25 protein-coding genes are annotated in these 25,736 nt (G+C 62.6%); 16 read left to right on the top strand and 9 right to left on the bottom strand.

Translation table 11 applies throughout. The annotated features are described in order from the left end of the window. The first annotated feature begins 146 nt into the window (after nucleotides 1–146). A complete protein-coding gene (gene fabB / locus ACJ8IJ_RS05285; RefSeq protein ID WP_004936203.1) occupies nucleotides 147–1,367 on the top strand; it encodes a beta-ketoacyl-ACP synthase I in 1,221 nt (406 codons plus the stop codon). A 212-nt stretch (nucleotides 1,368–1,579) separates the two neighbouring features. After that, a complete protein-coding gene (locus tag ACJ8IJ_RS05280) occupies nucleotides 1,580–1,801 on the top strand; it encodes a hypothetical protein (RefSeq protein WP_004936201.1) in 222 nt (73 codons plus the stop codon). Nucleotides 1,802–1,853: 52 nt separating this feature from the next. Here the strand turns inward: ACJ8IJ_RS05280 and apbE are convergent, their stop codons facing one another. Further along, a complete protein-coding gene (gene apbE / locus ACJ8IJ_RS05275; protein ID WP_442518331.1) occupies nucleotides 1,854–2,885 on the bottom strand; it encodes an FAD:protein FMN transferase ApbE in 1,032 nt (343 codons plus the stop codon). Between the two features lie 152 nt (nucleotides 2,886–3,037). Between apbE and ACJ8IJ_RS05270 the strand changes: the two genes are divergently transcribed. After that, the gene (locus ACJ8IJ_RS05270; protein WP_131164996.1) at nucleotides 3,038–4,150 is read left to right on the top strand and encodes an SLC13 family permease; all 1,113 of its coding nucleotides are present in this window, start codon (nucleotides 3,038–3,040) and stop codon (nucleotides 4,148–4,150) included. Here ACJ8IJ_RS05270 and pepT read toward each other — a convergent pair. Continuing rightward, on the bottom strand, nucleotides 4,147–5,394 hold the full coding sequence (pepT, locus tag ACJ8IJ_RS05265) for a peptidase T (RefSeq protein ID WP_265260975.1): 1,248 nt from the start codon (nucleotides 5,392–5,394) through the stop codon (nucleotides 4,147–4,149). The two genes, ACJ8IJ_RS05270 and pepT, sit on opposite strands and share 4 nt — an antisense overlap. Before the next feature lie 217 nt (nucleotides 5,395–5,611). Here pepT and ACJ8IJ_RS05260 point away from each other — a divergent pair, with 217 nt between their 5' ends. Beyond that, nucleotides 5,612–6,508 (top strand): endonuclease/exonuclease/phosphatase family protein, encoded by an 897-nt coding sequence (locus ACJ8IJ_RS05260; protein ID WP_015378611.1) that lies wholly within the window; start codon nucleotides 5,612–5,614, stop codon nucleotides 6,506–6,508. Nucleotides 6,509–6,535: 27 nt separating this feature from the next. Here ACJ8IJ_RS05260 and pdxR (ACJ8IJ_RS05255) read toward each other — a convergent pair whose 3' ends face one another. Beyond that, nucleotides 6,536–7,969: a MocR-like pyridoxine biosynthesis transcription factor PdxR gene (gene pdxR / locus ACJ8IJ_RS05255; RefSeq protein WP_206194136.1), complete on the bottom strand. Its 1,434-nt coding sequence runs from the start codon at nucleotides 7,967–7,969 to the stop codon at nucleotides 6,536–6,538. A 93-nt stretch (nucleotides 7,970–8,062) separates the two neighbouring features. Here pdxR (ACJ8IJ_RS05255) and ACJ8IJ_RS05250 point away from each other — a divergent pair, with 93 nt between their 5' ends. Continuing rightward, on the top strand, nucleotides 8,063–8,518 hold the full coding sequence (locus tag ACJ8IJ_RS05250) for a rhodanese-like domain-containing protein (RefSeq protein ID WP_442518330.1): 456 nt from the start codon (nucleotides 8,063–8,065) through the stop codon (nucleotides 8,516–8,518). Between the two features lie 4 nt (nucleotides 8,519–8,522). On the opposite strand, the gene flk is transcribed toward ACJ8IJ_RS05250, so the two are convergent. Then, nucleotides 8,523–9,551, bottom strand: coding sequence for a flagella biosynthesis regulator Flk (flk, locus tag ACJ8IJ_RS05245; protein ID WP_261239178.1), 1,029 nt, complete (start codon nucleotides 9,549–9,551; stop codon nucleotides 8,523–8,525). Between the two features lie 205 nt (nucleotides 9,552–9,756). Between flk and ACJ8IJ_RS05240 the strand changes: the two genes are divergently transcribed. From ACJ8IJ_RS05240 to ACJ8IJ_RS05225, 4 genes are read left to right on the top strand one after another with little or no spacing between them, the layout of a single operon-like run. After that, entirely contained in the window at nucleotides 9,757–10,119 is a 363-nt protein-coding gene (locus ACJ8IJ_RS05240) for a copper resistance protein (RefSeq protein WP_442518329.1), read from the top strand. Between the two features lie 49 nt (nucleotides 10,120–10,168). Then, nucleotides 10,169–12,205 carry a protein-disulfide reductase DsbD family protein gene (locus ACJ8IJ_RS05235; RefSeq protein WP_442518328.1) on the top strand — a complete coding sequence of 679 codons (2,037 nt, stop codon included), beginning with the start codon at nucleotides 10,169–10,171 and terminating at the stop codon, nucleotides 12,203–12,205. Continuing rightward, on the top strand, nucleotides 12,202–12,918 hold the full coding sequence (locus ACJ8IJ_RS05230) for a DsbA family protein (protein ID WP_154871005.1): 717 nt from the start codon (nucleotides 12,202–12,204) through the stop codon (nucleotides 12,916–12,918). The genes ACJ8IJ_RS05235 and ACJ8IJ_RS05230 overlap by 4 nt, the downstream gene beginning before the upstream one ends. After that, nucleotides 12,911–13,411 carry a protein disulfide oxidoreductase gene (locus ACJ8IJ_RS05225; RefSeq protein ID WP_442518327.1) on the top strand — a complete coding sequence of 167 codons (501 nt, stop codon included), beginning with the start codon at nucleotides 12,911–12,913 and terminating at the stop codon, nucleotides 13,409–13,411. The genes ACJ8IJ_RS05230 and ACJ8IJ_RS05225 overlap by 8 nt, the downstream gene beginning before the upstream one ends. Here ACJ8IJ_RS05225 and pdxR (ACJ8IJ_RS05220) read toward each other — a convergent pair. Further along, nucleotides 13,408–14,874, bottom strand: coding sequence for a MocR-like pyridoxine biosynthesis transcription factor PdxR (gene pdxR, locus ACJ8IJ_RS05220; RefSeq protein WP_049189235.1), 1,467 nt, complete (start codon nucleotides 14,872–14,874; stop codon nucleotides 13,408–13,410). The two genes, ACJ8IJ_RS05225 and pdxR (ACJ8IJ_RS05220), sit on opposite strands and share 4 nt — an antisense overlap. 172 nt (nucleotides 14,875–15,046) lie before the next feature. On the opposite strand from pdxR (ACJ8IJ_RS05220), the gene ACJ8IJ_RS05215 reads away from it, so the two are divergent. Both ACJ8IJ_RS05215 and ACJ8IJ_RS05210 read left to right on the top strand, forming a co-directional pair. Then, complete coding sequence (locus ACJ8IJ_RS05215; protein ID WP_442518326.1) at nucleotides 15,047–16,042, top strand: DMT family transporter; 996 nt, start codon at nucleotides 15,047–15,049, stop codon at nucleotides 16,040–16,042. 156 nt (nucleotides 16,043–16,198) lie between these two features. After that, nucleotides 16,199–16,828, top strand: a complete 630-nt coding sequence (locus ACJ8IJ_RS05210) for a CatB-related O-acetyltransferase (protein WP_265260978.1) — start codon at nucleotides 16,199–16,201, stop codon at nucleotides 16,826–16,828. A 33-nt stretch (nucleotides 16,829–16,861) separates the two neighbouring features. On the opposite strand, the gene ACJ8IJ_RS05205 is transcribed toward ACJ8IJ_RS05210, so the two are convergent. From ACJ8IJ_RS05205 to ACJ8IJ_RS05195, 3 genes are read right to left on the bottom strand one after another with little or no spacing between them, the layout of a single operon-like run. Further along, nucleotides 16,862–18,379, bottom strand: a complete 1,518-nt coding sequence (locus ACJ8IJ_RS05205; RefSeq protein ID WP_004936157.1) for a tripartite tricarboxylate transporter permease — start codon at nucleotides 18,377–18,379, stop codon at nucleotides 16,862–16,864. Nucleotides 18,380–18,390: 11 nt separating this feature from the next. Continuing rightward, nucleotides 18,391–18,822, bottom strand: coding sequence for a tripartite tricarboxylate transporter TctB family protein (locus tag ACJ8IJ_RS05200; protein WP_004936154.1), 432 nt, complete (start codon nucleotides 18,820–18,822; stop codon nucleotides 18,391–18,393). A gap of 15 nt (nucleotides 18,823–18,837) precedes the next feature. Further along, nucleotides 18,838–19,818, bottom strand: coding sequence for a Bug family tripartite tricarboxylate transporter substrate binding protein (locus ACJ8IJ_RS05195; protein WP_015378599.1), 981 nt, complete (start codon nucleotides 19,816–19,818; stop codon nucleotides 18,838–18,840). 360 nt (nucleotides 19,819–20,178) lie between these two features. On the opposite strand from ACJ8IJ_RS05195, the gene ACJ8IJ_RS05190 reads away from it, so the two are divergent. The 3 genes from ACJ8IJ_RS05190 to ACJ8IJ_RS05180 all read left to right on the top strand — a co-directional run bounded on the left by ACJ8IJ_RS05190 (nucleotide 20,179) and on the right by ACJ8IJ_RS05180 (nucleotide 22,671). Continuing rightward, nucleotides 20,179–20,424, top strand: a complete 246-nt coding sequence (locus ACJ8IJ_RS05190; RefSeq protein WP_229705507.1) for a hypothetical protein — start codon at nucleotides 20,179–20,181, stop codon at nucleotides 20,422–20,424. A 167-nt stretch (nucleotides 20,425–20,591) separates the two neighbouring features. Next, nucleotides 20,592–21,266 (top strand): transcriptional regulator TctD, encoded by a 675-nt coding sequence (gene tctD, locus ACJ8IJ_RS05185; RefSeq protein WP_004936146.1) that lies wholly within the window; start codon nucleotides 20,592–20,594, stop codon nucleotides 21,264–21,266. Then, complete coding sequence (locus tag ACJ8IJ_RS05180; protein ID WP_004936144.1) at nucleotides 21,253–22,671, top strand: sensor histidine kinase; 1,419 nt, start codon at nucleotides 21,253–21,255, stop codon at nucleotides 22,669–22,671. The genes tctD and ACJ8IJ_RS05180 overlap by 14 nt, the downstream gene beginning before the upstream one ends. Here the strand turns inward: ACJ8IJ_RS05180 and ACJ8IJ_RS05175 are convergent. After that, on the bottom strand, nucleotides 22,668–23,588 hold the full coding sequence (locus tag ACJ8IJ_RS05175; protein WP_004936141.1) for a DMT family transporter: 921 nt from the start codon (nucleotides 23,586–23,588) through the stop codon (nucleotides 22,668–22,670). The two genes, ACJ8IJ_RS05180 and ACJ8IJ_RS05175, sit on opposite strands and share 4 nt — an antisense overlap. A gap of 117 nt (nucleotides 23,589–23,705) precedes the next feature. Here ACJ8IJ_RS05175 and ACJ8IJ_RS05170 point away from each other — a divergent pair, with 117 nt between their 5' ends. Next, nucleotides 23,706–24,479, top strand: coding sequence for an AraC family transcriptional regulator (locus ACJ8IJ_RS05170; protein WP_033632493.1), 774 nt, complete (start codon nucleotides 23,706–23,708; stop codon nucleotides 24,477–24,479). A 53-nt stretch (nucleotides 24,480–24,532) separates the two neighbouring features. Then, nucleotides 24,533–25,654, top strand: coding sequence for a 4-phosphoerythronate dehydrogenase PdxB (gene pdxB, locus ACJ8IJ_RS05165; RefSeq protein ID WP_442518325.1), 1,122 nt, complete (start codon nucleotides 24,533–24,535; stop codon nucleotides 25,652–25,654). Nucleotides 25,655–25,736 lie beyond the last annotated feature (82 nt).

The following is a 25,736-nucleotide window of genomic DNA, read 5'->3' as shown; positions in this document are numbered from 1 at the left end:
ATGCCGCGAATTCTAACGGCGCTGGCGCCCCGGCGCAAACTGGACGACAATAAAGCTGAAAAACGCTGATCGGACTTGTTCGGCTTACATCTGTACGCTAAAGTGCGATGCAAAATCCCGTAGGTAAATAGTGGAAGAGGTATTGAATGAAACGTGCAGTGATTACTGGCCTGGGAGTTGTCTCCAGCATTGGTAATAACCAGCAGGAGGTCCTGGCAAGCCTGCAGGAAGGACGTTCTGGGATCACTTTCTCCCAGGAGCTGAAAGATTCCGGCATGCGTAGTCACGTATGGGGGCAAGTTAAGCTCGACACTACCGGCCTGATCGACCGCAAGGCGGTGCGTTTCATGAGCGATGCTTCCATTTATGCCTTCCTGGCGATGCAAGAAGCGATCGCTTCTTCCGGTTTGAAGGAAGAAGAGTATCAAAACAACCCGCGCGTGGGCCTGATCGCCGGTTCCGGCGGCGGTTCTCCGCGCTTCCAGGTGTTCGGCGCCGATGCGATGCGCAGCCCGCGCGGCTTGAAAGCGGTTGGCCCATACGTGGTCACCAAAGCCATGGCTTCCGGCGTTTCCGCCTGCCTGGCAACGCCGTTCAAAATCCACGGCGTGAACTACTCCATCAGCTCCGCTTGCGCGACCTCTGCGCACTGCATCGGCAACGCGGTTGAGCAAATCCAGCTGGGCAAACAGGACATCGTGTTCGCCGGCGGCGGCGAAGAGCTGTGCTGGGAAATGGCCTGCGAGTTCGATGCGATGGGCGCGCTGTCCACCAAATACAACGACACGCCGGAAAAAGCCTCTCGCACCTACGACGCCGATCGTGACGGTTTCGTCATCGCCGGCGGCGGCGGCATGGTGGTGGTTGAAGAGCTGGAGCACGCGCTGGCGCGCGGCGCGCACATCTATGCGGAAATCGTCGGCTACGGCGCGACTTCCGACGGCGCCGACATGGTTGCCCCTTCGGGCGAAGGCGCAGTGCGCTGCATGAAGATGGCGATGCAGGATCTGGATGCGCCGATCGATTACATCAACGTGCACGGCACCTCTACGCCGGTAGGCGACGTGAAAGAGCTGGGCGCCATTCGTGAAGTGTTCGGCGACAATACCCCGGCCATCTCCTCCACCAAGGCGATGACCGGCCACTCGCTGGGCGCCGCGGGCGTGCAGGAGGCGATCTACAGCCTGCTGATGCTGGAGCACGGCTTTATCGCGCCGAGCATCAACATCGAAACCCTGGATGAACAGGCGGTCGGCATGAACATCGTGACTCAGCCGACCCAGCGCGAGCTGACCACCGTGATGTCCAACAGCTTCGGCTTCGGCGGCACCAACGCCACCCTGGTGATGCGCAAACTGGCGAAATAATTCCGCCTGAGCTTCACCTCGCCATCAAGCCCGCGTTTTCGCGGGCTTTTTACTGCGCTAAGCCCACTTGACGGGCGCTCGGAGTTTTCCCAAATCACATCCCCTGACACATCATTACCTCGCCATTACATGCGTTGGGCATACAATAGCCTGGTAGCATGATTATCGCTCGGCGTAGCTTTCTAAAGTGATCGAACATTGAGGCAAGAAGTATGAAAAAGTTAATTGCGGTTGGGTTACTGTCGGCCGTGTTGGCCGGATGCGCCACCGATTCTCCCTGCGTGCCGGTCTATGATGACCAGGGGCGTCTGGTGCACACCAACACCTGCATGAAGGGTACCACTCAGGATAACTGGGAAACCGCGGGCGCGATCGCCGGCGGCGCGGCGGCGGTTGCCGGTCTGACCCTCGGCATCATCGCGCTGACCAAGTGATCGGCGCGGAACAGGACCAAGCCCGGCCATTGCGTGCCGGGCTTTTTTTATCTCACTGCACCAAAAACGCTTTGAACTGCGGTGTCATCACGGCGCTGAAACCGTCGTCGGTTTTACTGATCAGGTAGACCGCCAGCCCTTTCTCTTCCGCGAGCTGCAACGCTTTCTCCGGGCCCAGCACCATCAAACCGGTATCCCAGCCGTCGGCCTCGAGCGCGGTCGGGGCGATCACCGTGGCGGAAACCAGCCGGTGGTTGATCGGCCTGCCGGTGGTCGGATCGATGACATGGGAGTAGCGCTGGCCGTTTTGTTCAAAGTAGTTGCGGTAGCTGCCGGCGGTGCTGATGCCGTAACCGTGCAGATCCACCAGCGCCTGTACCGCATTTTCACGGTCGGTCGGCTTTTGGATCGCCACCCGCCAGGGCTTGCCCTGGCCGTTGACGCCACGTGAAGAGACCGCACCACCGACCGATACCAGGTAGTTGGTAATGCCGTGACGGTTCATCAGGCGCACCAACTCATCGGCACCATAGCCTTCGCCCAGCGTCGAGAGATCGACATACATGCCCGGCAGATCTTTTTGCAGCCACTCCCCGCGGTTGTCGCTGATCAGCTTCAGGTGCTGCAGGCCGGTGCGCAGCTTTGCCGCGTCGATCTGCGCCTGTTCCGGCACCTTGACCGGATGTTTGTCGGGACCGAACCCCCACAGGTTCACCAAGGGGCCGACGGTGATGTCCATGGCGCCGCCGGTATCGCGGCCGATGCGTTGAGCCATCAGCACGATGTCCGCCATGCCGCGCGGGATCGGCTGCGGCTCGAGGCTGGCGCTGTGGTTAAACCGCGACAGCACCGAGTCGGCGCGGTAGGTGGAGATATCGTCGTTGGCCTGCTCGAGCACTTTGTCTATCTGCCGCTGCAATTCTTGTTTGCCGATCGCGACGTCACCGCTGACATTTACGCTGTAGAAAGTGCCCATGGTTTTGCCGTCAATATCGATTTGCGGGCGGGAGGAGGCGTCGTCGCAGGCAGCGAGCAGGGCGCATAAGGCGCTCAACAGCGCTCCTTTGGCGAACAGGGAAGCCATAACATGTCCTTTGAAACCGTGAAAGCCGCTACAAATAAAGTAAAGCGCGGCAAATGGAAAGCGGATAAAGGTAAAATAGCATTTTGCTGGCGCTGAAGCCGCGTCTGAGCTAACGTCTGCCCATTCTTTTCGGTGAGGTTCACACTGCCGCTATGAGTTCAACCGCCATTTCCCGGCTTATCCACCCCTTTGTCAAAGACCGTTTCTTGCATGCATTGCTGCTGGCCGGCGTGGCGATGTTCGCTTTTCATCCGCAGCCGCTGGCAGCGCTGGGTGGTTTCATCGACGGCCGTACCCTTATCACCCTGTTGGGGCTGATGCTGCTGACCAAAGGGGTGGAGGTCAGCGGCTACTTCGATTTTGTCGGCCGCAAGATTATCAACCGCTTGCACAGCGAACGGCGGCTGGCGCTGTTCTTGGTGTTTTCCGCCGCGCTGCTGTCGTCGTTTCTGACCAACGACGTGGCGCTGTTTATCGTCATACCGCTCACCATCACGCTGAAAAAGCTGTCGGCGCTGCCGGTCGGCCGCTTGATCATCTTCCAGGCGCTGGCGGTGAACGCCGGTTCGCTGCTGACGCCGATCGGCAACCCGCAAAATATCCTGCTGTGGAGCCGCTCCGGCCTCTCTTTCCTCGGTTTCATCGGCCAGATGGCGCCGTTTGGTGCCGCAATGATGTTGAGCCTGCTGGCGCTGACCTGGTTCAGCTTCCCGGCGCGCGACATCGTGAAAGCACCGAATACCGAGGGCTATCCCTATCAGCGGCCGCTGTTGCTGAGCTGTGTAGGGCTGTATGCGGTTTTCCTGCTGTGTCTCGATTTCGATCTGCCGTTGTATGGGCTGCTGGCGGTGTTCGCCGGTTTCTTGCTGCTGGCGCGCCGGGTGCTGTTGCAGATCGACTGGAGCCTGATTTTCGTGTTCGCCGCCATGTTCATCGATGTCGGCCTGTTTACCCGTTTGCCGCCGCTTCAGCCGGCGTTCGCCGCCATCGCCGGGCTGAGCGAGGGGAGCGTGTATGCGTTGGGCGTCGGGCTGTCGCAGATCGTCAGCAACGTGCCGGCCACCATACTGTTGCTCAACTATGTGCCCTCCAGCGCTCAGCTGGCCTATGCGGTCAACGCCGGCGGCTTCGGGTTGGCGATCGGATCGCTCGCCAACCTGATTGCGTTGCGCATGGCGGGGGAGCGCAAGATCTGGTTGCGCTTCCACTATTATTCGCTGCCGCTGTTGGCATGGGCCGCGTTGCTCGGCTGGGTGATGAGCTAAGCCGGTTGGCCGCTTTGCCGCGCGGCCAGCAGGCAAATGCTGCGGGTCACCTGATAGGATTTCACGAAGGCGCTGACGGGTAAAAACTCGAAGCGCGAGTGGAAGTTATGCGCGCCAGTGAAGTAATTGGGCGTCAGGATGCCGCGGCTGGAGAGCGCCGCACCGTCGGTGCCGCCGCGCATCGGGATCACCTTCGGCGGGATGCCGTGGGCGGCGAGGGCGCCGAAGATCAGATCGATAGCGCGCCGGTCCTCGCCGATGGCGTTGCTGATGTTGCTGTAGATGTCGCTGACGCTGCAGCTGACGTTTGCGCGCGGGTAGTTGGCCGCCACCTGGCGCACCGTCTCCTCAAGGCGGGCCTTGCGCGCCTCGAACGCCGCGCGATCGAAGTCGCGAATCGACACCTTCAGCGTCGCCTGATTGGCGTTGGCGGCCAGATCGGTGAACCAGAAATAGCCTTCGCGCCCCTCGGTGTGCTCCGGGGTATCCTGCACGTCGAATCGGTTGATGATGTCGTTGGCGATGCGTATCGGGTTGATTAACACGTTTTTCGCCGACATCGGGTGGGCGGTCACCCCCTCGATGTGGATCTCCGCCGCCGCCGCGTTGAAATTCTCGTACACCACTTCACCCAGTTCGCAGCAGTCGATGGTGTAGGCGAAATCGACGGGGAAACGCTGCAGATCCAGCGCTTTGGCGCCGCGCAGGCCGATCTCTTCGTCCGGCACGAACGCCACCACGATATCGCCGTGGCGATCGGCCGCGGTCAGGTTGGCCAGCAGCGTCATCACCACGGTAACCGCCGCCTTATTGTCGGCGCCCAGCACGCTGGTGCCGTCGCTGAACAGGATCTCTTCGTTTCGGTAGGGCAGGATCTCCGGATGCTCGGCGGTACGCAGCCAGATACCTTGCTCGGCGTTCAGGCATAAATCTTCGCCGGTGAAGCGCAGGCGCTGCGGGCGAATCTCGGGCGACAGGCCGACGTCCACGGTGTCGATATGCGTGATGAAGCCGATGCGCGGCGCGCCGGGTTGGGTGCCGGGCTTGCGGGCGGTCACGGTGGCGTGCTCGTCGATCTGCACGTCGGCCAGGCCGAGCCGGCGCAGCTCGTCCGCCAACAGTTGCGCCATCTCATGCTGCCCCGGCGTGCTGGGCAGGGTGGCTGCGGCGGCGTTGCTCTGGCTGGTCACCGCCAGATAGCGGAAGAAACGTTCGGTAAGCTGTTCGGCAATCGGGCTGGTCATCGGAACTCCTCGCGGTTGGCAATCTACCGGTTTTAAAACGAAATCAGCCGTTTGTCCAATGGTGCAATGCGTAAACCGCCAGAATGCGAAGCATCGCGCAGAAACGAAAAATAGCGGTGCAACTAGGAAATAGTCGCAGGTTTCTGCGGCAAAATCGGTGTTAGCTGTGGGCCAGGAAGCGCCTACATAACACTTATCTGTCCCTCAAGGAGAATTCATGCACACCGGTCACGCTCTGCTTATCACCTTACTGTCCCTGGGCATCTCTCACAGCGCCTGGTCGTCTGCCGATACCGGGCACGCCAACAGCAACGCCAACAGCCGCGAAGTGGCCAGCGCGTTGGGCGGCCTGAAGAACAAAACCTACGAACTGGAGCAGGCGCCGAAAATCCGCGTCGCCAGCTTCAATATCGCCGCCGGCAAGGTCAGCGACATGACCGCCATCGCCAAGGCGATTCGCGCGATGAATGTCGACGTGGTGGCGCTGCAGGAGGTGGATAAACTCACCGCCCGCAGCGGGCGGGTCGATCAGGCGGCGGAACTGGCGAAACTGACCGGCATGCAGGCGGTGTTCGGCCGGGCGATCGATTTCGACGGCGGCGAATATGGTTTGGCGTTTCTGTCGAAGTATCCGCTGCACGATGCCGTGATCTATCCGCTGCCGTCCGGCCAGCGCGAACAGCGCATCGCCTTCAGCGCCAAGGTCGATGTGCCGGAGTTCCCGACGCCGATCACCCTGTTCAACACCCACCTCGATACCAAGGAAGATCCGACGATGCGTCTGGATCAGGTACGGGAGCTGAACGATCGCACCATCGAAGTGCGCGGCATCAAGCTGCTGTTCGGCGATATGAACGATGTGCCGGGCAGCGTCACCTGGCTGGAGCTGAGCCGCTATTGGAACGATATCATGCCCAACGGGCAGGACGGCCGCAGCTGGCCGGCGGAAAACGCCGAGATCAAGGTGGATTACATCTTCACCGGCAACGCGCAGCGCTGGCATCTGGACAGCCTGACGGTGCCGAACGCCAGCGGCGACTGGAACGGCGTGCATTGGCCGGCGGTAAGCGACCACCTGCCGCTGGTGGCGGAGATGCGCCTGACCGAACAATAAGCCGATCGGCGTCCCATTGGGGCCAGGCTAAGCCACGGTGATCCGCGCCAGCCGCTCGACGGCGCAGCGGATCTCGCCCGGCGTCAGGGCCGAAAAGCCCAGCAGCCACCCGTCGCGCTGCGCCTGAACCGTTTGGTATTGCGCTGTTAACCCGGGCGTAAGGATGCCGAGCCGCCGCGCCTGCCGGCTGAGCGCCGCCTCCTGGCCGGGCGGCAGCCAGACGCTGAGCTGCAGGCCGCCGGCGGCGGGAGCGGGGGTGGCGAAGTGGTCGAGTTTTTCGCGTACTGCCGCCAGCAACACATCGCGCCGGCTATGGTAGAGTTGGCGCATGTAGCGGATATGCGCGGCGAAGTGCCCCTGGCGGATGAATTCGGCGGTGACCGCCTGCATCAGCTGCGCGCAGTGGCCGTCATACACCGTGCGTGCGGTGACGAACGCTTCAACCAGCGTGGGCGGTACGATCAGGTATGCCAACCGCAGCGAAGGGAACAGCGATTTGGAGAAGGTGCCGAGGTACAGCACCCGGCCACGGCGATCCAGACCCTGCATCGCCGGTATCGGCAGGCCGTCGTAATGAAACTCGCTGTCGTAATCGTCCTCAATGATCCAGGCCTGCTGCTTTTCCGCCAGCGTCAGCAGTGCCAAGCGGCGCGCCAGGCTGAGCGCTGCGCCGGTTGGGTATTGGTGCGAGGGCGTCAAATAAATCAAACGCGGCTCGGGCAAGGAGGGCTCAGCGCGCAGGCCGTCGCCGTCTACCGCCACCGGCGTCAGGGCGGCGCCGGCGCTGATAAAGGCGTTTCTCGCCCCGGCGTAACCCGGTTCTTCCATCCAGACGCTGTCGCCGCTGTCCAGCAGCAACGTGGCGATCAGCTGCAGCGCCTGCTGTGAACTGGTCAGCACGATAACCTGATTTGCATCGCAGATTACGCCGCGCGTTTGGTTGACGTGGGCGGCAATCGCTTCACGCAGCGGCAAATAGCCCTGCGGGTCGCCGTAGCGCAGCAGGCTTTCTCCCTGTAGCCGCAGGCGCTGTGCGGTCAGTTGCTTCCACAAGGCTAGCGGAAACGCGCGCAGATCCGGCGAGCCGGCGGCAAACGCCTGTGGCTGCTGCGGATCGCGGCAGCCGCCGGTTTGCACGATCTGTTGGCCGCGTTGCGAAAGGCGCGGCATGGCGGTGCGAGGCGGCGGCGGCGGCGATTTGGCGATGCGGATAGCCACAAATGTGCCCTGGCCGACGCGGCGCTGCAAATACCCCTCCGCCTCCAACTGGCCGTACGCTGCTTCGACGGTCACCCTTGAGAGTTTCAGATCCCCAGCCAGCACTCGGCTGGAGGGCAGGCGTTGCCCAATGTTCAATGCGCCGTGGTGGATGGCCTGCCGCAATGCTGCACAAAGACGTTCGCGCAGCGTGCCGACGGCCTGGGGCGATTGCTGAAACAGCGTGATCAGCGTGTGCCGCATAATGGGTCTTATCATCTGTGGATAATGGGTATCAATCATAAGACCAAAATGGGGCACTATTGTCATCTGTCTTGATGCACGGGAGTAAGTGATATGTCGAAAGAATCATTGGTGCTGGCTTTTCCGCCGGCGGCGCCGGAAGAAAGCCTGACCTATCTGGCGGCTAAACTGAGCCGCTATGCGGATGCCTGGGACGTGGCGGAAGATCTGCGCAATGGCGTGGACGGGATGGTGGTGATCGACACCCGCGCGGAGGCGCTGTACGCCGCCGGACATATCCCCGGTGCGCTCAGTTTGCCGCATCGCCTGATGGATGAAGCCGGCACGGCGCAGCTGGATCGCCAGAAAGTGTATGTGACCTACTGCGACGGCATTGGCTGCAACGGATCCACCAAAGGTGCTTACAAGCTGGCGAAACTGGGATTCAGGGTGAAGGAGCTGATCGGCGGGCTGGACTTCTGGCTGCGCGATGGCCATCCATTGGCCATCGGAGAACAGCCGGGATCGCTGCGCGATCGGGCGGCTGCTGAGGACTGCGGCTGCGCCTGAGGCGTTAAAACACCAGCGCCAGCACGACCGCCAACGCCAACAGCAGCAGGATCAGCGCCACGGCCGGCTTGCTCAGCGCTTTTTGCAGCGGCAGAGGCAAGGCGGCGATCAGCGGGTTGAGCAGCGGCTGCGGTTCGACAGGGTGGCTGGCGATCGGCTGCGCCTGGCCGGCTTTATCCAGACGGCGGGCAAACAGCTGATGAATGGCGTCGCTCATTTGCGGATGCGTCAGCGGCGCATTGGCGCCGCAGTTGAAGCGCGCCTGGCAATAGTCGTTCATCTGCTGCAGTTCTCGCTCGTCCGCCGGCTGTTTGAGCGCCGCCAGCAGGTTGTTCAGCGTCGGCGCGTTCTGCGGGCTGAGCGCCACCTTCACCTGTAAAAACTGGTTCAGCAGCTGGAAGTGGCGCGCCGGCAGCGGATCGTTGGTTTTCACGCCCGCCAGATCGAACAGCGTTTGCCAGATTTTAGCCGGCGCTTCGCCGGTGGCGGCGCTGAGTTTGGTGATCTGCTGCTGCAGGCTTTGATGCTCTGCGGGCAGCAGCGGGCGATCGCTGGTGGCGGTTTGCTGCGGCTGGGGAATGGTCAGGCCGCCGGTCTGCAACAGATTAAGTACCTGTTGCAATTGCGGTGGGCTCAGTTGGCTCAACACCGTATGGCCGAACTGCTGGCGAATAAAGTCGCTGACCGCCTGGCGGTTATTGCCCTGCGGCAGCAATTCGGCCAGCTGTTGCAGCAGTTGGCGCCCGGCATGGTTTTGCTGCGCCTGCGTCAGGCGCGTTTGCAGCAGCTGTTCCGCCGGTTGAAAATGGCGCGCCAGCAGTTCGCCGCCTTTGTCGGCGCCGAGATCGTGACGCAGAGACGCCCAGATCTCCGCCGATTTGACCGGGCTGAGCGTCATGATTTTCACGATCAGTTTTTCCAGCGTCGTGCGCTGCGCCGGAGAGAGGGGTTGATCGTCAGTGGCCGCCGTTTTGCCCGGGGAGGGGGGGCGTTCGCCGGCGATTGGGGTGCCCGGCCCACTCAAAGGTTGCATATCACCAGTCCTTCGCTGTGTATCCCCGCAGAATGCCTGGGGGAGAGAATCGTCATCGTACCCGGCGAAAAGCGCAGGCTTACCCATTATGATACCTGTAAATCGCCGCCATCAATACCGCCGCTCAGACATTTCTTTACCGACAAAACGTTGCTAATCGCGCCCGCGCCGCTAAGATAACCCCAGATCTGAACATGAGGATGGCATGGTTAAACGGCAGCGGATTGCAAAATGGTTTTTATGCCTGGCTTGCCTGGTGGTGCTGACGTGCATGACCCAGCGCATGGCGGGCCTGCATGCGCTGCAGCAAACGCTGTGGATCCCGGCCGCCACCGCCGTTCAATCCGGCGATGAGGCCGCCGAAGCGCAGCCGACGCCCTGTGAGCTGAGCGCCAAGTCATTGCTGGCCGCGCCGCCGGTGATGTTCGAAACCATGCTGTTCGGGCTGGGTCTGCTGCTGGCGCTGTTGGCGCCGACCATTGCCGCGCGTCTGCGCATTCCTCCTCCTCGCGCCATTTCACCACCCACCCTCAGGGTGCACCTTCGATTATGCGTCTTCCGTGAATGAGTTAATCGCCCGTTTTTCGTGGTGAATTAATCATTTATGGAGAATTAACATGTTGAAAATCATCAGGCTGGCCTGCGCTTGCCTGTTTATGCTGTGGCTGCCTGCTTTGCAGGCGGCGGACAGCGGCTGGCTGCAAAATCCGGCCAACGATCATGCCAAGGTGCGGCTGCGCGCCGACACGTCACAGCCGGGGGAGACCCGCCTGCTGCTGTCGGTCGAGCTGCAAAAAGGCTGGAAAACCTATTGGCGCTCTCCGGGCGAAGGCGGCATCGCGCCGGCTATCGTCTGGCAAGGCAACCCACCGCCGGCGACCTGGCACTGGCCGACGCCGCAGCGTTTCGAGGTGGCCGGCATTTCCACCCAGGGCTATCACGATCGGGTCACGTTGCCGATCGTGATGTCAGGCCAGGTATCCGGCACGCTGGCGGGTACGCTGACGCTGTCCACCTGCAGCAACGTCTGCATTCTGACCGACTACCCGTTCAGTCTGGATCTGACTGCGCCGAACGATCCGCAGTTTAATCACGATTTCGCGCAGGCGATGGGGCAGGTGCCGATCGCCGCCGGGTTGGCGGATAACGTCAAGGCCGGGTATCGCAGCGGCGAGCTGCAGATTGCCGCCGAACGCGCCGACGGTTGGCAACAACCTGCGCTGTTCTTCGATACGCTGGCGGATGCCGATCTCGGCAAGCCGCAGGTTGAAACCGACGGCGATCAGCTGTTGGCGCGAGTGCCGGTCAGCGATGGCTGGGGCGATGCGGCGCCGGACCTGCGCGGCAAAACGCTGACGCTGGTGATTGACGACGGCGGCATGGCACAGCAGATTACGCTGCCGATTGGCGATGCGTTGGCCGCGCCCACCGGTGCGGCGTTCCCGTTGTGGCAGGCGGTATTGATGGCGCTGGCGGGTGGGGTGATCCTCAACCTGATGCCGTGCGTGCTGCCGGTGCTGGGCATCAAGCTCGGTTCGATCCTGCAGGTGGAGCGGCGCGATCGGCACAGCGTGCGTTTGCAGTTTCTGGCGTCGTCGCTGGGCATCGTCGCCTCGTTTATGGCGTTGGCCCTGCTGATGACGCTGCTGCGGCTCGGCAACCACGCGCTCGGCTGGGGCATTCAGTTCCAGAATCCGTGGTTTATCGGCTTTATGGTGCTGGTGACGCTGCTGTTCAGCGCCAACCTGTTCGGCCTGTTCCATTTGCGTCTCTCGTCCGATCTGAATACCTCGCTGGCGACCCATAACGGGCGCGGTCTGAGCGGCCATTTCTGGCAGGGCGCGTTCGCTACGCTGCTGGCGACGCCGTGCTCGGCGCCGTTTCTCGGCACGGCGGTGGCCTTCGCGCTGGCGGCGTCGCTGCCGGTGCTGTGGGGCATGTTCATCGCGCTCGGCATCGGCATGAGCCTGCCGTGGCTGCTGATCGCCGCCTGGCCATCGCTGGCGCTGCGTTTGCCGCGCCCCGGCCGCTGGATGAATACCGTCAAGCTGGCGATGGGACTGCTGATGCTGGCGTCGTCGCTGTGGCTGCTGAGCCTGCTGAGCAACCATATCGGCGTCCAGGCCACGCTGTGGCTGGGGGCGTTGGCGCTGTTGGCGTTGCTGCTGGCGGTGTGGCGCCAACAGGGGGCACGCTTGGCGGCCAAGCTGGCGGCAGGCACTGTGGTGCTGGCGGGTGTGGCCTTGCTGGCCGGATCGCTGACCGCCGGCCTGTGGCGCCAACCGTTGCAGGATCGGGTGCAGTGGCAACCGCTGAGCGAGCAAGCGATCGCCGAGGCGCTGGCGCAGCATAAGCGGGTGTTCGTCGACGTGACAGCCGACTGGTGCGTGACCTGTAAAGCTAACAAATTCAATGTGCTGCTGCGTGATGACGTACAGCGCGCGCTGAGCGCCGGCGATGTGGTCGCGCTGCGCGGCGACTGGAGCCGCCCGTCGGCCGACATCAGCGCCTTCCTGCAAAAGCGCGGCAGCGTCGCCGTGCCTTTCAACCAAGTCTATGGCCCCGGCAGCCCGGACGGCGAGGTGTTATCCCCGCTGTTGACCCGTGACGCCGTGCTGCAAACGCTTTCCCATGCCAAAGGAACCGAACAATGAAAAAACTACTGATTTTACTGATGATCATCGCCGCCCCAGCGTGGGCCGCCGAGCCTTTCACCCCGGCGCAAGAGGCGCGTATCAAAGAGATGATCCGCGAAACGCTGGTGTCCAACCCGGACATTCTGGCGCAGGCAGTGGACGCCTGGCAGCAGCAAACCGCCGGCGAGCAAATCAGCCAGGCTATCAAGCAGAACGCCAAAACGCTGTATCAGGATCCGGCCAGCCCGCGCCTGGGCGCCGCCAACGCCAAACTGACGCTGGTGACCTTTACCGACTATAACTGCCCGTACTGCAAGCGTTTTGATCCGATGTTGGAGAAGATCGTCAAGCAATACCCGGACGTGGCGCTGGTGGTGAAGCTGCTGCCGTTCAAGGGCGAAAGCTCGGTCAGTTCGGCGCGCGTGGCGCTCACCACCTGGCAACAGCACCCGGATCAATTCTGGGCCTTGCACCAGCGGCTGATGGCGAAAAAAGGCTTCCATGACAACGCCAGCATCGCCGCTGCGCAAGAGAAAACCGGCGTCAAGGCGGTGGCGCCGAGCGAACAGAGCATGACCACGCTGCGCACCAATATGGAATTGGCGGAGCAATTGGGCGTGCAGGGGACGCCGGCGACGCTGATCGGCGATCGAATGCTGCCGGGGGCGGTGTCGTATGAAGAGCTGGAAGCGATGGTGAAACAGCAGCTGGCGAAGGCTAACAATGGCTAAGTTCAAGCGCTGGGGGCGCGAGTTGTTGCTGCTGGCGCTGATCGCATTGGCGGTGGTCACGGTGATGGATTGGCTGAACGCGCCGCAGGCGCCGCCAGCCTTCGATGCTCAGACGCTGACCACGCTGGACGGCGAGCGCGTGTCGTTGGCGCAGCTCAGCGATGAGCGGCCGCTGCTGGTTTACTTTTGGGCCAGCTGGTGCGGCGTTTGCCGTTTCACCACGCCGGACGTCGCCCGCTTGCAGGCGGCGGGCGGCAACGTGCTGACCGTCGCGCTGCGATCGGGCGATGATGCCCAGGTGAAGCAGTGGCTGGCGCGTAAACGGCTGGCGCTGCCGGTGGTCAACGATCCGGCCGGGGCGCTGTCGGCGCAGTGGCGGATTGGCGTCACGCCGACCTTCGTGGTGATCTCGCAGGGCAAGGTGGTGCAAAGCACCACCGGCTGGACCAGCTACTGGGGGATGAAGCTGCGGATGTGGTGGGCCGCCGTCTAACCGGCGTTTTTCTCCGTTATTACCTCCTCAATCGCCCGGCACAGCCGGGCGATACCTTCTTCAATCTGCGGCGGCGAGTTGGCGGCAAAATTCAGCCTCAGGCCGTGTGCGCCCAGCTGTTCCTGCGCATAGAAGCATTCGCCGCGCGCGAAGGTCACCCCGTGTCGCCAGGCCACCGGCATCAGCTCGGCGGTGGTCACCGCCTCCGGCAGCGTCAGCCAGATAAACAAGCCGCCTTGCGGCGTTTCGAAGCGGCACCCCGGCGGCAGCCGATGTTGCAACGCGTCGATCATTACTTCCAGATGCAGGCGGTAGACGCGTCCGGCGCGCCGCAGCTGCTTGTCGTAACGGCCGACGGTGACGAACGCGTCCAGCGCCCGCTGGATCAGGCTGGAGCTGGTGAAGCTGTCGACGTGTTTCAGCCTGGCGAAACGCTGATAGTGTTCGCTGTCTGCCACCAGATAGCCGATGCGCATGCTGGGCAGCAGCATTTTGGAGAAGGTGCTGACGTAGATCACCGCGCCCGGCTGCGCCAGCGCTCGCAGCGACGGCAGCTGTTTGCCCTGATAACGCAGATCGCCGACGAAGTCGTCCTCCAGGATCACCACGCCGGCCTGTTGGGCGATCGCCAGCAGGCGCCGCCGGCGGGCCTCGCTCAGGCAGCGGCCGGTCGGGTTGTGGAAGTTGGGGATGGTGTAGATCAGTTTAGGGCGGTGGCGTTCCAGCAGTTCGGGCAGTCGATCGACCAGCATGCCGTGGCGATCGCCGGGCACGGAGACGATATTGATGCGGTGCTGGCGCAGCAGGCCCAGCGCTTCGGCGTAGGTCGGCTCTTCGACGATCACCGTATCACCCGGCGCCAGCAGGCTTTGCACCACCAGACTGATGGCATGCTGTGAACCGTTGGTGATCAGCACCTGTTCGGCCTGCGTGGGGATGCCCTGGGCGCTGAGAATGCGGCTCAGCGTATCGCGCAGCGGGTAGTAGCCGCAGTATTCGCCGTAACTGAAGGCTTCTTCCGCGTGGCGGCTGAGCACCGACAGCAGCACTTTGCGAAACGCCTCCAGCGGAAATATCTTGGGGCTGCCGACGCCGGCGGCGAAGTTGATCAGCCCCTCCGGCAGCGGGGCGTCGGCGTAGCCGTCCAGCCGCGAGGTGAGGGTGGTGAAGCTCTCCAGCGGGAAAGGGGCGTTGCTGGTCGGCCGGGCCGGGCGCGTTTGCGCCTGCGGGTGCGCGACATAGGCGCCGCTGCCGCGCCGCTGGTGCAAAAAGCCCTTGGCCGCCAGTTCGGCATAGGCGTTATCCACCGTCAAACGGCTGACCGCCAATTCGGCAGCCAGCGTGCGTGTCGAGGGCAGCTTGTCGCCATCCACGAACACGCCGGTGAGGATGGCGCGCCGCAGCGCTTCTTCGATCTGCAAATACAGCGGAACGTCCTGTTCGCGATCTAACGGGATGTGCATGCGAAATTGGCCCGGTTAGGGAGATGGTTTTTTACTATACCCCATGTCAACAGGGCTTCAAGCGCAGAAAAGTGGCCTGCATGACAACGCCGAAAAGTGGCTATAGTGGGAAAAAATGGCCGCGTTACACTGTGCGCCTGAGCATTTATGTCGCCATTTTCCCGAGGATCTCATGTCATTACCGTCAGGCGTTTCCGCCCGGCCGGCGTTGCCCGGCGCGCGCCTCTTGCAGGGCAGCCGCCAGGGTTACGTCATCGCCATTATCAGCGCCATGCTGCTGGCCTTTACCGCTATCATCATCCGCGCGCTGACCGAGTACTATCAGCTGCCGACCTTCGTGCTGGCGTTCTGGCGCGCGGCGCTGGTGGCGCTGGTGCTGTTGCCGCTGCTGTTGCTGATGAAACCGCAGTGGGCGCGTCTGCGCCGTGAGCAGGTGGTGTTCTACGCGCTTTACGGGCTGCTGCTGGCGCTGTTCAACAGCCTGTGGACGCTGTCGGTAGCGCTGAATGGCGCGTCGGTGGCGACCATACTGACCTACTGTTCGGTGGGCTTTACCGTGTTCCTCGGCTGGGTGATGTACAGCGAGCGCCTGACGCTGCGCCAACTGCTGGTGATCGCCATCAGCCTGGGCGGTTGCTTCCTGGTCAGCAACGGCGACAGCATGGGGAACAGCCACTTCGATCTGCTGGGGCTGCTGGTAGGGATGCTGTCGGGCATCGGCTATACCCTGTATACCCTCGGCGGGCGGGTGGCCAGCGAACGCGGCTATCCGGTGTGGAACACCATCCTGTACGTGTTCGGTTTTTCGGCGTTGTATCAGCTGGCGTTCAACGCGGCGCTGACGGCGTTCCCGTTGGCGGCGTTCCACGGCATGGCCGGCGATTTGTGGTTCCTGTCGCACGGCGCACAGGGCATCCAGTGGAGCGGCTGGCTGTTGCTGCTAGCATTGGCCGCCGGGCCGACGCTGTTGGGCTTCGGGTTGTATAACATCAGCCTGAAAACGCTGCCGCTGGCGGTGGCCAACCTGATCCTGTCGCTGGAACTGGTGTTCACCGCGGTGATCGCCTATTTCCTGCTGGGGGAGAACATGAATCAGCTGCAGTTGCTGGGCAGCGCGTTGGTGATGGGCGGGGTGCTGCTGTTGAAAAGCAAGACCGCTGAGGCGTGATCGGTTACCCTTGTGCCTCGCAAGGGAGGCACTAATGATGAATAACCCGAGATTGAAACGAGCGCTTATCGCTTGAATGGCCGTGTTGAGTGAACGACAACACGGCCACAGACATTCCGTTCCGTGGCTTTTATTCCGGTAACAAGAGAATACGCCATGTCCGAAAAACACTGGTCCCAAACCGAACTGTTGCATCAGACGGTGACCAACCCGAATATCATCGTCAAAGGCACCCACAGCTACTACAGCGACTGCTGGGATAACGGCTTCGAACGCTCGGTGGTGCGCTATCTGCACGGCGACGCGGTCAGCCGCCAATGGCAGCCGCTGGGCGAAATAGATCGCCTGCTGATCGGCGATTATGTGTGCATCGCGGCCGAAGCGGTGATCCTGATGGGCGGTAATCACACCCATCGCATCGACTGGCTGAGCCTGTACCCGTTTATGGCAACCATCAAGCAGGCATACCGTCCCAAAGGTGATACCCGGCTGGGCGACGGCTGCTGGATCGGCATGCGGGCGATGCTGATGCCGGGGATTTCGATAGGCGAGGGGGCGATCGTCGCCGCCGGTAGCGTGGTGGCCGGCGATGTTGCGCCTTATGCCATCGTCGGCGGTAACCCGGCGAGGTTTATCCGTTGGCGGTTCGCGCCGGAAGTCATCGCACGGTTGCTTGCCTTGCGCCTCTATGACTTGTCCGAGGCGGACTTTGCGGTGATTCAGCCGTTGCTTGCCGATAACGATATCGGGGCGCTGGAAAGGGGAATGGCGGCCTTAGGCCGTTAAACATAACGGGCGGGGATCCCCGCCCGTTTCGCATTACTCGGCCTTGGCCTCGGTCGCCAGATGGCGGCGTTTGCGCATCAGGCGCAGCAGCGGCGGCAGCGCCAGCACGGCCACCGCCAGCACCAGCAGCGTTTGCGCGATGCTGCTGCTCCACAGAATGCCGAATTCGCCGTTGCTGATCGACAGCGCGCGGCGCAGGTTTTGCTCCAACATCTCACCCAGCACAAAGCCCAGAATCAGCGGCGACATCGGGAAATGCATTTTGCGCAGGATGTAGCCGAACACCCCCAATCCGACCATCAGCAGCAGGTCGAAGGTGGTGCTGTGCACCGCATAAACCCCCACCGCCGAAACCGCGGCGATCGCCGGTACCAGGAACCACAGCGGGATGGTCAGCATGCGGGTGAACAGACCGACCAGCGGCAGGTTCATGATCAACAAAATGACGTTGGCGATCAGCAGCGCGGCGATCAGCCCCCAGACGATATCCGGCTGTTCGGTGAACATCGCCGGGCCGGGGGTGATGTTGTACAGCGTCAGCGCGCCCATCATCACCGCCGTGGTGCCGGAGCCCGGCACCCCCAGCGTCAGCATCGGAATGAACGAACCGCAGGCCGAGGCGTTGTTGGCCGCTTCCGGCGCCGCTACGCCGCGGATATCGCCCTTGCCGAAGGTATCGCTGTTGCCGCTGATTTTCTTCTCGGTCATGTAGGTCAGCGCGCTGGCGATAGTGGCGCCGGCGCCCGGCAGAATGCCGACGAAGAAACCGATCACCGACGAACGCAGGGTCGGGCCCGCGCACTGCGCCGCCTCTTTGCGGTTGAACAGCAACCGGCCGGTTTTACGCACCAGCTTCTGTCCGGCACTGGTGCTTTCCAGCATCAACAGGATTTCGCTGACCGAGAACAGGCCGATCACCACCACGATAAACTGCACGCCGTCGGAGAGGTGCACGCTGTCGAAGGTAAAGCGGTAAACGCCGGTGTTGGCGTCGACGCCTACCGTCGCCAGCCCCAGGCCGATCAGCGCCGCCAGCAGCGATTTCAGCGGGTTCTGGCTCATCATGCTGCCGAGGCAGGCGATGGCGAACACCATCAGGGCGAAATACTCCGCCGGGCCAAAGGCCAGCGACCAGCGGGCCAGCAGCGGCGCGAACAGAATGATGCCGCCGATGGCGATCATCGAGCCGACGAACGAGCTGACCGCCGAGATGGACAGCGCCACGCCGGCGCGCCCCTGCTGCGCCATCGGGTAGCCGTCCAGCGCGGTCATGATCGCCGCCGCGTCGCCCGGCACGTTGAGCAGAATCGACGAGATGCGCCCGCCGTATTCGCAGCCGATATACACCGTCGCCAGCAGGATCAGCGCCGATTCGGCCGGCAGTTTGAGGGCGAACGCCAGCGGCAGCAGGATCGCCACGCCGTTGATCGGCCCCAGCCCCGGCAACAGGCCGACGATGGTGCCGACGAAGCAGCCGATCAGGGCGATAATCAGGTTCTGCGGCACCAGCGCCACTTCAAACCCTTGGGTCAAATACATCCAGGTATCCATCATCGCTCCCGTTAGCTCAGCCAGGCGCCGAGCGGCAGTGTGACATCGAGAAGTTGGTCAAAGGCGTAGTACAACGCTGCGCCCATGATGACGCCGGAGATGGCCGCCGCCGGCAGGCTGGCCTGAAACAACAGGCCGATGCTGAACGTCAGCAGCGCGGTCGCCAGCGGGAAGCCGAGCCATTCAAAGCCCCAGGCATACAGCACCAGGGTGATCACCAGCACCAGCAGCCGCTGCAGCACCTTGCTGTGCGGCCACTCCACCGCCTGCGGGTGGCGCAGCAACAGCAGGGCCGCGCACAGCGCCATCAGGCTGAGGATCGCCAGCGGGAACGGGCGCGGCCCCAGCGGTTCATAGCTGTATTCGCTCTGGATACCCCAGCCGATGAACAGCCCGCCGATACACAGCAGCAGCCAAAAGCCGGCAAAAATACGATCGCTCATGGTTTTCCCCTGCGGTTATTTGGCCAGGCCGAACACTTTCGCCTGCTCACGGTATTGGGCAACCTGGTTCTTCACGTAGGCGTCCAGCTCTTTGCCGGTCAGGTTGAATTCGAACAGGCCGCGCAGATCGCGCTGCTGTTTGAATTCGTCGGTCGCCATCATTTTCTGGAAGGTGTCGATCCACCACTGATACTCTTCATCGCTGACTTTCGGCCCGACGTAGAAGCCGCGAATGATCGGCCACACCAGGCTGTATCCCTGCTCTTTGGCGGTCGGAATGTCGGCCAGCTGGCCCGGCAGACGTTGCTCGGCATACACCGCCAGCACGCGGATCTTGTCGCCCTGCAGGTAAGGCACCATCTCGCTCAGGTCACCGGAAACCGCCTGAATATGGTTGCCCAGCAGCGCGGTAACCGGCTCGCCGCCGCCTTCGAACGCCACGTAGCGCATCTTGCGCGGATCCACGCCGACTTCGCGCGCCAGCAGCGCGGTTTTCATCCAGTCCTGGCTGCCGATCGATGCGCCGGCGCCGAACACCACGCTGTTGGGATCTTTTTGGAAAGCGTCCATCAGGTCTTTCAGGGTTTTGTAAGGCGAGTCGGCGCGCACTGCGATCATGCCGTAGTCGGTGCCGACCGCCGCCAGCCATCTTACGTCGTCCACGTTGTAGCGGCCGAACTTGCCCTGGGCCAGATTGAGCAGCGAGCCGCCGGAGAAGGCCACCACGGTGCCGAACTCCGCCGGGCGCTGCGCGACGATGGCGTTGTAGGCCACCGCGCCGACGCCGCCGGGCATATAGGTGACGCGCATCGGTTTATCGATGGCCTTGGTATCCTGCAGCGACACCTGAATCAGTTTGCAGGTCAGATCGAAGCCGCCGCCGGGTTTGGCCGGCGCAATGCATTCGGTGCGTTTGGGCGCCTCTGCGGCAAAGGACTGAGAGGCCGCCAGCAACAGGGCGGCGGCGGTAAAGGTTCGGGTCATTATTTTTTTCATTGTGACTTGCCCTCGGTATTGTTCTGGTTGTGAAATCCCGCCGGGTGCGGTTGCAGGATTGTTAAAACAACAACCTTTCATTTACCTTTCAGAGGCCGGAAAAGTTTCCAGTCTGTGATTAGGGTCTCTTGTCGCCAGCGAATGGCGGGTGCGCTACCATAGAAACGAGGGCAAGAACAGGGCGCTAAACTGGCCAAAATCCTGCGTAATATCAGGTTTGCCGTTCTGCTTTTGCGATAAAATCATGATCAGTGAAATGAATAGAGACGCAGTAATATGTTTTCGTTAGGGAAATTGTTTGGTGGCAGGGACAGCGCCAAAGTATGCGCAATTAAACGGTTGCCTGAGGTCTACGCCGAGATGGCGGGAGAAAGCGGGCAGTGTCGTTTGAAGCGCCTGCGCGCCGAGGTTGGCGTGTTTGAGCTGCATTTCGTTAACGCCGACGGTGAAAAGTATGCCTGTCAGATGACCGCCTGCGTGACCGGCATCGATCTGGTGTTTGCTGCCAACAACCGCTCCGTGCTGGTTTCTTCGCCGTTTACCGCCGACAAGCTGCGCCCGGTGCTGGACATTGCCGTTGCCGATAGCCCCATTCCGCTGATCTGACGCCGCCCTGCGATCGCGCTCCATACGCATAATTGTGTGCCAGCTCCCAAAACTGGCGGCGCGGCGCTCTTTTATCCCCTTATTTTCCATGCCATCCTTTGTTATCAGCCTGTTAACGGACGCCGTGTCGGCGCCAGGTTGTTCAGGTAAATCAATGGAATGGGAACATGCGACTGTTATTGGTTGAAGATCACCCCGAGCTGTCTCACTGGTTGCAAAAGGCGCTGACCGGCGCCGGGTTTGCCGTCGACGTCGCCCCGGACGGCGTGGCGGCCGATCATCTGTTGCTCAACGAGCGTTATGCGCTGGCGGTGTTGGATGTGGCGCTGCCGCGTTTGAACGGCCTGGATTTGCTGGCGCGCCTGCGCAAGCGTGGGCAGGATCTGCCGGTGCTGTTGCTGACGGCGCGCACCGACGTGGCCGATCGGGTAAGGGGCCTGAATCTGGGAGCGGACGATTACCTCACCAAGCCGTTCGAATTGGACGAGCTGGAGGCGCGCATTCGGGCGCTGCTGCGCCGCAGCGTCGGTGCCCCGCAGCCGGCGTTGCAGTACGGCGCGTTGACCTACCATGACGAAGGCTATTTTCTGCTGGAGAGCAAGCCGCTGGCGCTGACGCCGCGCGAACTGGCGGTGTTGACCGCGCTGATGCATCGGCGCGGCCGCCCGGTGGCCAAACAACAGCTGTTCGAGCAGGTGTTTACGCTGTCCGACGAGGCCAATCCGGAGAGCATCGAGCTTTACGTACACCGCCTGCGGAAAAAGCTGCAGGGCAGCGACGTGGCGATCGTCACGCTGCGCGGTCTGGGCTACAGCCTGGAGCTCTGCAATGCGGTGGTTTAACGCCCCGCGTTCGCTGTTCTATCAACTGCTGCTGTTTTTTGGCCTGCCGCTGCTGGCGTTGGGCGGCATCTCTATCTACACCCACTACTTCAGCGCCATGAGCGCCGCCACTCTGGCTTACGATCGCACGCTGCTGGCGTCGGCGCGCACCGTGGCGGAGCGACTGGTGGTGCGCGAAGGCAAGCTGGCGGTCGATGTGCCCTATGTGGTGCTCGACAGCTTCGAGCGCAACATGAACGATCAGCTGTATTACGAGGTGATTTCGCCGCAGGGAAAAAGCATCTCGGGTTATGACGATTTGCCGTCGCTGCCGCCCCATATCCCGCGCTCCACGCTCTACCCGGCGCTGGTGCATTTTTACGATGCGGAATACCTCGGCCGGCCGATCCGCGTGGCGGCGCTGTTTCAGCCGGTCAACGAGTCGGGGGTGAGCGGCATGGCGACCATTTTGGTGGCGGAAACCCTGGAGTCGCGCCGTTACCTGGCGCGGCAGATGATGATCGCGGCGCTGCTGAGCCAGGGCACGGTGGTGGTGTTGACCCTGATCCTGGCGTTCGCGCTGCTCAAGCGGGTGTTGAAGCCGATGCGTAAACTCTCCGGCATCATGCTGCGGCGCGATCCGGGCGAGCTGACGCCCTTGCCGCGGGTATTGCCGTGGTCGGAGATGCAGCCGCTGCTGGTGGCGTTCAATCGCTATATCGAACGGCTGCGGCTGATGGTGGCGCGTCAGGAACGTTTCAGCGCCGACGCTTCCCACCAGCTGCGCACGCCGCTGGCGGTGTTGAAGACTCAGGTCGGGGTGGCGCTGGCCAGCGATCGGCCGCAGCAGTGGCGCGAAAGCCTGCAGGCGATGAGCGCGACGCTGGACAATACCGTGGCACTGACCGACCGCCTGCTGTATCTCTCACGCCTGAAGGCCAGCGAGCACCAGGCCGAGCGCAAGCTGCAGCCGGTCAACCTGGCGCAGGTGCTGCGCGACGCCTGTTTTTCCCGCTTGCCGCAGGCGCGCAGCAAACAGATCGATCTCGGCTTCGAAGGTGAAGCGGCGTGTCAGGTGGCGGGGGAACCGCTGCTGTTGGCCGAGCTGTGCGCCAACCTGTTGGACAACGCGTTGAAATACACACCGCGTCAGGGCGTGGTCACCGCTCGCCTCACGCAGGAGAAGGCGACGGGGGAAGGCGTGCTGGAGATTGAAGACAGCGGCCCCGGCATCGCCTTGCAGGACAAGGCGCTGGCGCTGCAGCCGTTTCACCGGCTGGACAACGTGGGCGATCAGCCGGGCGCCGGCCTGGGGCTGGCGCTGGTGAAGGACATCACCGCCTATCACGGCACCCGCCCGGAGCTGTTGAGCTCCGCCGCGCTGGGCGGCCTGTTGGTGCGGGTGCGTTTCAGGCTGTTGCCTTAAGCCTGTTCTTTGCAGGACTCGACGTCGGCCGCCGGGGCTTTGGCTTTACGCGTCAGCGGCGTGCGCAGCCGCTGCGACAGGATAACGCCCAGCAGGGTAATGCCGCCGCCAATCAGGTGATAACCGTGCAACTGCTCATGCAGGAACAGCACGGCGATAGCGGCGGTAAACACCGGCGCCAGGTTCATGAAGATCGAGGCGGTGTTGGCGCCCAGGCGCATCACGCCCTGGATCCACAGGAACGGGGCGATGATCGAAGCCGGAATGCCGGCGAACAGCACCAGCGGCAGGTTATGGCCGTTCAAGCCGACATCCTGCGCCATCAGGAAATTAGGCAGCAGCAGCAGCACGCCGAACAGGATCTGCACGTACAGCGATTGCCAGTTCGGCAGCGCGATGGCCCAGCGTTTGGTCAACACGCCATACAGCGCGTAAGAGGCGGTGGCGAGCAGCATCATCAATTCCCCCTTGCCGATACCGTGCTGCAGCAGCACGCCGGGCTGGCCGCCGCTGACCAGCCAGATCAAACCGCCGAAGGAGAGAATACTGCCGAGCAGCACGCCGACGGTCGGCGCAATGCGCAGCAGGACGATGCTGATCAGGATGGTCAGCAGCGGGATCAGCGACACGATGATGCCCATAAACAGCGCGCTGACGCTGTGCGCCGCGTAATAGGCCAGGCTTTGATACAGCACCATGCCCAGCAAGCCGAGGATCATTAGTTTCCACCAGTTGGCGCGCACCTGCGCCCAATTGCGCAGCACGCCCGGCAGCACGAACGGCGTCAGGGCGATCAGCGCCAGCAGCCAGCGGTAAAGTGAAATGGCCGCCGGATCGATGGCGGTGGCGGAGAGTTTGCTGACGACGGCGTTAATCGACCATATCAGCACGGCCAACAGCGGGAAGAGCATATTCATGATAATTATTCTCAATAACGTCCAACATGCTGGCTAGTCTACGCGTGTCCGGTTTATCATATATAGCGATATCCAGACAAAAATCGGCGTAAACAAGACAAATCACGGGACGAAACCATGCCAGAAATCCGCCATTTCCCTGAGTCGCTGATCCCGGCGCCCAACCCGGTGCAGTTCCGCTGTGAAGAGTTTAACGCGCGCACCGAATTCCAGCCGCACAGCCACACCTGGGGCCAGTTGATGTGGGTCAAAGCCGGGGTGATGGTGCTGCGCATCGGCGGGCAGCGCTTTCTGGCGCCGCCGGAGTTCGTGTTGTGGGCGCCGGCGGGCATCGAACACTCCTGCTACAACCAGCGACTGGCGCAGTGCCGCATGGTGGACATCACGCCGGCGCTGTGCGCCGGCATGCCGGCCGACCCCTGTCTGGTGAGCGTAACGCCCATCTTCCGCGCCATCGCCGAGGATTTTTATGCGCGCAAGCAGTACATTCCACAGACGGAGGAGGATCTGCGCCTCTGTCAGGTGCTGATCGACCAGCTGCGCCTGTCGCCGCGTCAGCAAACCTATCTGCCGTCGTCGGACGACAAATTTTTGGCGCCGGTGCTGGAAGCGCTGGAGCATTGCCCGGCGGACAACACCTCGCTGGCGACGTGGGCGGCGCGGGTCTACACCACCGAGCGCACGCTGTCGCGCCGCTGCCAGCAGGATCTGGGCATGTCGTTCAGCGAGTGGCGCCAGCGCCTGCGTTTTCTGCATGCCGTGTCGTTGCTCGAGCAGGGCAAAACCGTGCAGGACGTGGCGTTGGATGTCGGCTACAGCTCCGCGTCGGCCTTTATCGTCATGTTCCAGCAGATCGCCGGCACCACCCCTGAGCGCTTTCGCCGTGCCTGATTCAGTGGCACACTATTTCGCAGACCAATAGCCGTAAACCGTCGGAGAACGCAGTGAAAATTCTGGTTGATGAAAATATGCCGTACGCGGCCGAGCTGTTCAGCCGCCTGGGCGACGTGCAAGCGGTGCCGGGCCGCCCGATCCCGCGTGAGGCGCTGGCGGATGCCGATGCGCTGATGGTGCGTTCGGTCACCAAGGTCAATGAAGCCCTGTTGGCCGGCAGCCGCATCGGCTTTGTCGGCACCGCCACCGCCGGCACCGATCACATCGATGACGCCTGGCTGCAACGGCAGGGCATCGGGTTTTCCGCCGCGCCGGGCTGCAACGCCATCGCGGTGGTCGAGTATGTGTTCTCCGCCTTGATGCTGCTGGCCGAACGCGACGGCTTCCACCTGCGGGATAAAACCGTCGGCATCGTCGGCGTGGGCAACGTCGGTTCCCGCCTGGACGCGCGCCTCAAAGCGTTGGGCGTGCGCACACTGCTGTGCGATCCGCCGCGCGCCGATCGCGGCGACGCCGGGGAGTTCTGGCCGTTGGAGAAGCTGGTGGCCGAGGCCGATGTGCTGACCTTCCATACGCCGCTGAATAAATCCGGCCCTTACCATTCGCTGCATCTGGCGGATGCGGATCTGTTGGCGGCGCTGCCGGACAACCGCATTCTGATCAACGCCTGCCGCGGGCCGGTGGTGGATAACGCCGCGCTGCTGCAGGCGCTGGAAAAGGGCAAAAAGCTGAGCACGGTGCTGGACGTGTGGGAACCGGAGCCGGATCTCGCCTTGCCGCTGCTGGCGCGGGTGGATATCGGCACCGCGCACATCGCCGGGTATACGCTGGAAGGCAAGGCGCGCGGCACCACCCAGGTGTTCGAAGCGTTCAGCCGCCATCTGGGGCAGCCGCAGCAGGTGGCGCTGGCCTCGCTGCTGCCGGTGCCGGAGTTCAGCCAGATCCGCCTCAACGGGCCGCTGGATGAAGCGCGGTTAAAACGATTGATGCACTTGGTGTATGATGTGCGCCGCGATGATGCGCCATTGCGCAAAGTCGCCGGGCAACCGGGCGAATTCGATCGCCTGCGCAAGCACTACCAGGAGCGCCGCGAGTGGTCTTCGCTGGTCGTGCAATGCGATGACAGCGCCAGCGCCGAGCTGCTCGGCAAGCTGGGCTTCAGCGTGGCGTAGGGCGTAAGGTTGTCTTAAGCCAACGCCGTTACAGTGAGCGGTAAAGATTATCGGGCGGTGACTGCACTGCCCGTGTGCTTTT

It is taken from the genome of Serratia sp. CY40230 (assembly GCF_052168835.1).
Lineage (GTDB): Bacteria > Pseudomonadota > Gammaproteobacteria > Enterobacterales > Enterobacteriaceae > Serratia > Serratia nematodiphila.
This window is presented reverse-complemented; position numbering and strand designations above follow the sequence as displayed.

What these genes read in the sequence shown, in the direction of transcription:
- fabB (WP_004936203.1), top strand. Translation starts at nt 147, where the DNA reads ATGAAACGTGCAGTGATTACTGGCCTGGGAGTTGTCTCCAGCATTGGT.
- ACJ8IJ_RS05280 (WP_004936201.1), top strand. Translation starts at nt 1,580, where the DNA reads ATGAAAAAGTTAATTGCGGTTGGGTTACTGTCGGCCGTGTTGGCCGGA.
- apbE (WP_442518331.1), bottom strand. Translation starts at nt 2,885, where the DNA reads ATGGCTTCCCTGTTCGCCAAAGGAGCGCTGTTGAGCGCCTTATGCGCC.
- ACJ8IJ_RS05270 (WP_131164996.1), top strand. Translation starts at nt 3,038, where the DNA reads ATGAGTTCAACCGCCATTTCCCGGCTTATCCACCCCTTTGTCAAAGAC.
- pepT (WP_265260975.1), bottom strand. Translation starts at nt 5,394, where the DNA reads ATGACCAGCCCGATTGCCGAACAGCTTACCGAACGTTTCTTCCGCTAT.
- ACJ8IJ_RS05260 (WP_015378611.1), top strand. Translation starts at nt 5,612, where the DNA reads ATGCACACCGGTCACGCTCTGCTTATCACCTTACTGTCCCTGGGCATC.
- pdxR (WP_206194136.1), bottom strand. Translation starts at nt 7,969, where the DNA reads ATGCGGCACACGCTGATCACGCTGTTTCAGCAATCGCCCCAGGCCGTC.
- ACJ8IJ_RS05250 (WP_442518330.1), top strand. Translation starts at nt 8,063, where the DNA reads ATGTCGAAAGAATCATTGGTGCTGGCTTTTCCGCCGGCGGCGCCGGAA.
- flk (WP_261239178.1), bottom strand. Translation starts at nt 9,551, where the DNA reads ATGCAACCTTTGAGTGGGCCGGGCACCCCAATCGCCGGCGAACGCCCC.
- ACJ8IJ_RS05240 (WP_442518329.1), top strand. Translation starts at nt 9,757, where the DNA reads ATGGTTAAACGGCAGCGGATTGCAAAATGGTTTTTATGCCTGGCTTGC.
- ACJ8IJ_RS05235 (WP_442518328.1), top strand. Translation starts at nt 10,169, where the DNA reads ATGTTGAAAATCATCAGGCTGGCCTGCGCTTGCCTGTTTATGCTGTGG.
- ACJ8IJ_RS05230 (WP_154871005.1), top strand. Translation starts at nt 12,202, where the DNA reads ATGAAAAAACTACTGATTTTACTGATGATCATCGCCGCCCCAGCGTGG.
- ACJ8IJ_RS05225 (WP_442518327.1), top strand. Translation starts at nt 12,911, where the DNA reads ATGGCTAAGTTCAAGCGCTGGGGGCGCGAGTTGTTGCTGCTGGCGCTG.
- pdxR (WP_049189235.1), bottom strand. Translation starts at nt 14,874, where the DNA reads ATGCACATCCCGTTAGATCGCGAACAGGACGTTCCGCTGTATTTGCAG.
- ACJ8IJ_RS05215 (WP_442518326.1), top strand. Translation starts at nt 15,047, where the DNA reads ATGTCATTACCGTCAGGCGTTTCCGCCCGGCCGGCGTTGCCCGGCGCG.
- ACJ8IJ_RS05210 (WP_265260978.1), top strand. Translation starts at nt 16,199, where the DNA reads ATGTCCGAAAAACACTGGTCCCAAACCGAACTGTTGCATCAGACGGTG.
- ACJ8IJ_RS05205 (WP_004936157.1), bottom strand. Translation starts at nt 18,379, where the DNA reads ATGGATACCTGGATGTATTTGACCCAAGGGTTTGAAGTGGCGCTGGTG.
- ACJ8IJ_RS05200 (WP_004936154.1), bottom strand. Translation starts at nt 18,822, where the DNA reads ATGAGCGATCGTATTTTTGCCGGCTTTTGGCTGCTGCTGTGTATCGGC.
- ACJ8IJ_RS05195 (WP_015378599.1), bottom strand. Translation starts at nt 19,818, where the DNA reads ATGAAAAAAATAATGACCCGAACCTTTACCGCCGCCGCCCTGTTGCTG.
- ACJ8IJ_RS05190 (WP_229705507.1), top strand. Translation starts at nt 20,179, where the DNA reads ATGGCGGGAGAAAGCGGGCAGTGTCGTTTGAAGCGCCTGCGCGCCGAG.
- tctD (WP_004936146.1), top strand. Translation starts at nt 20,592, where the DNA reads ATGCGACTGTTATTGGTTGAAGATCACCCCGAGCTGTCTCACTGGTTG.
- ACJ8IJ_RS05180 (WP_004936144.1), top strand. Translation starts at nt 21,253, where the DNA reads ATGCGGTGGTTTAACGCCCCGCGTTCGCTGTTCTATCAACTGCTGCTG.
- ACJ8IJ_RS05175 (WP_004936141.1), bottom strand. Translation starts at nt 23,588, where the DNA reads ATGAATATGCTCTTCCCGCTGTTGGCCGTGCTGATATGGTCGATTAAC.
- ACJ8IJ_RS05170 (WP_033632493.1), top strand. Translation starts at nt 23,706, where the DNA reads ATGCCAGAAATCCGCCATTTCCCTGAGTCGCTGATCCCGGCGCCCAAC.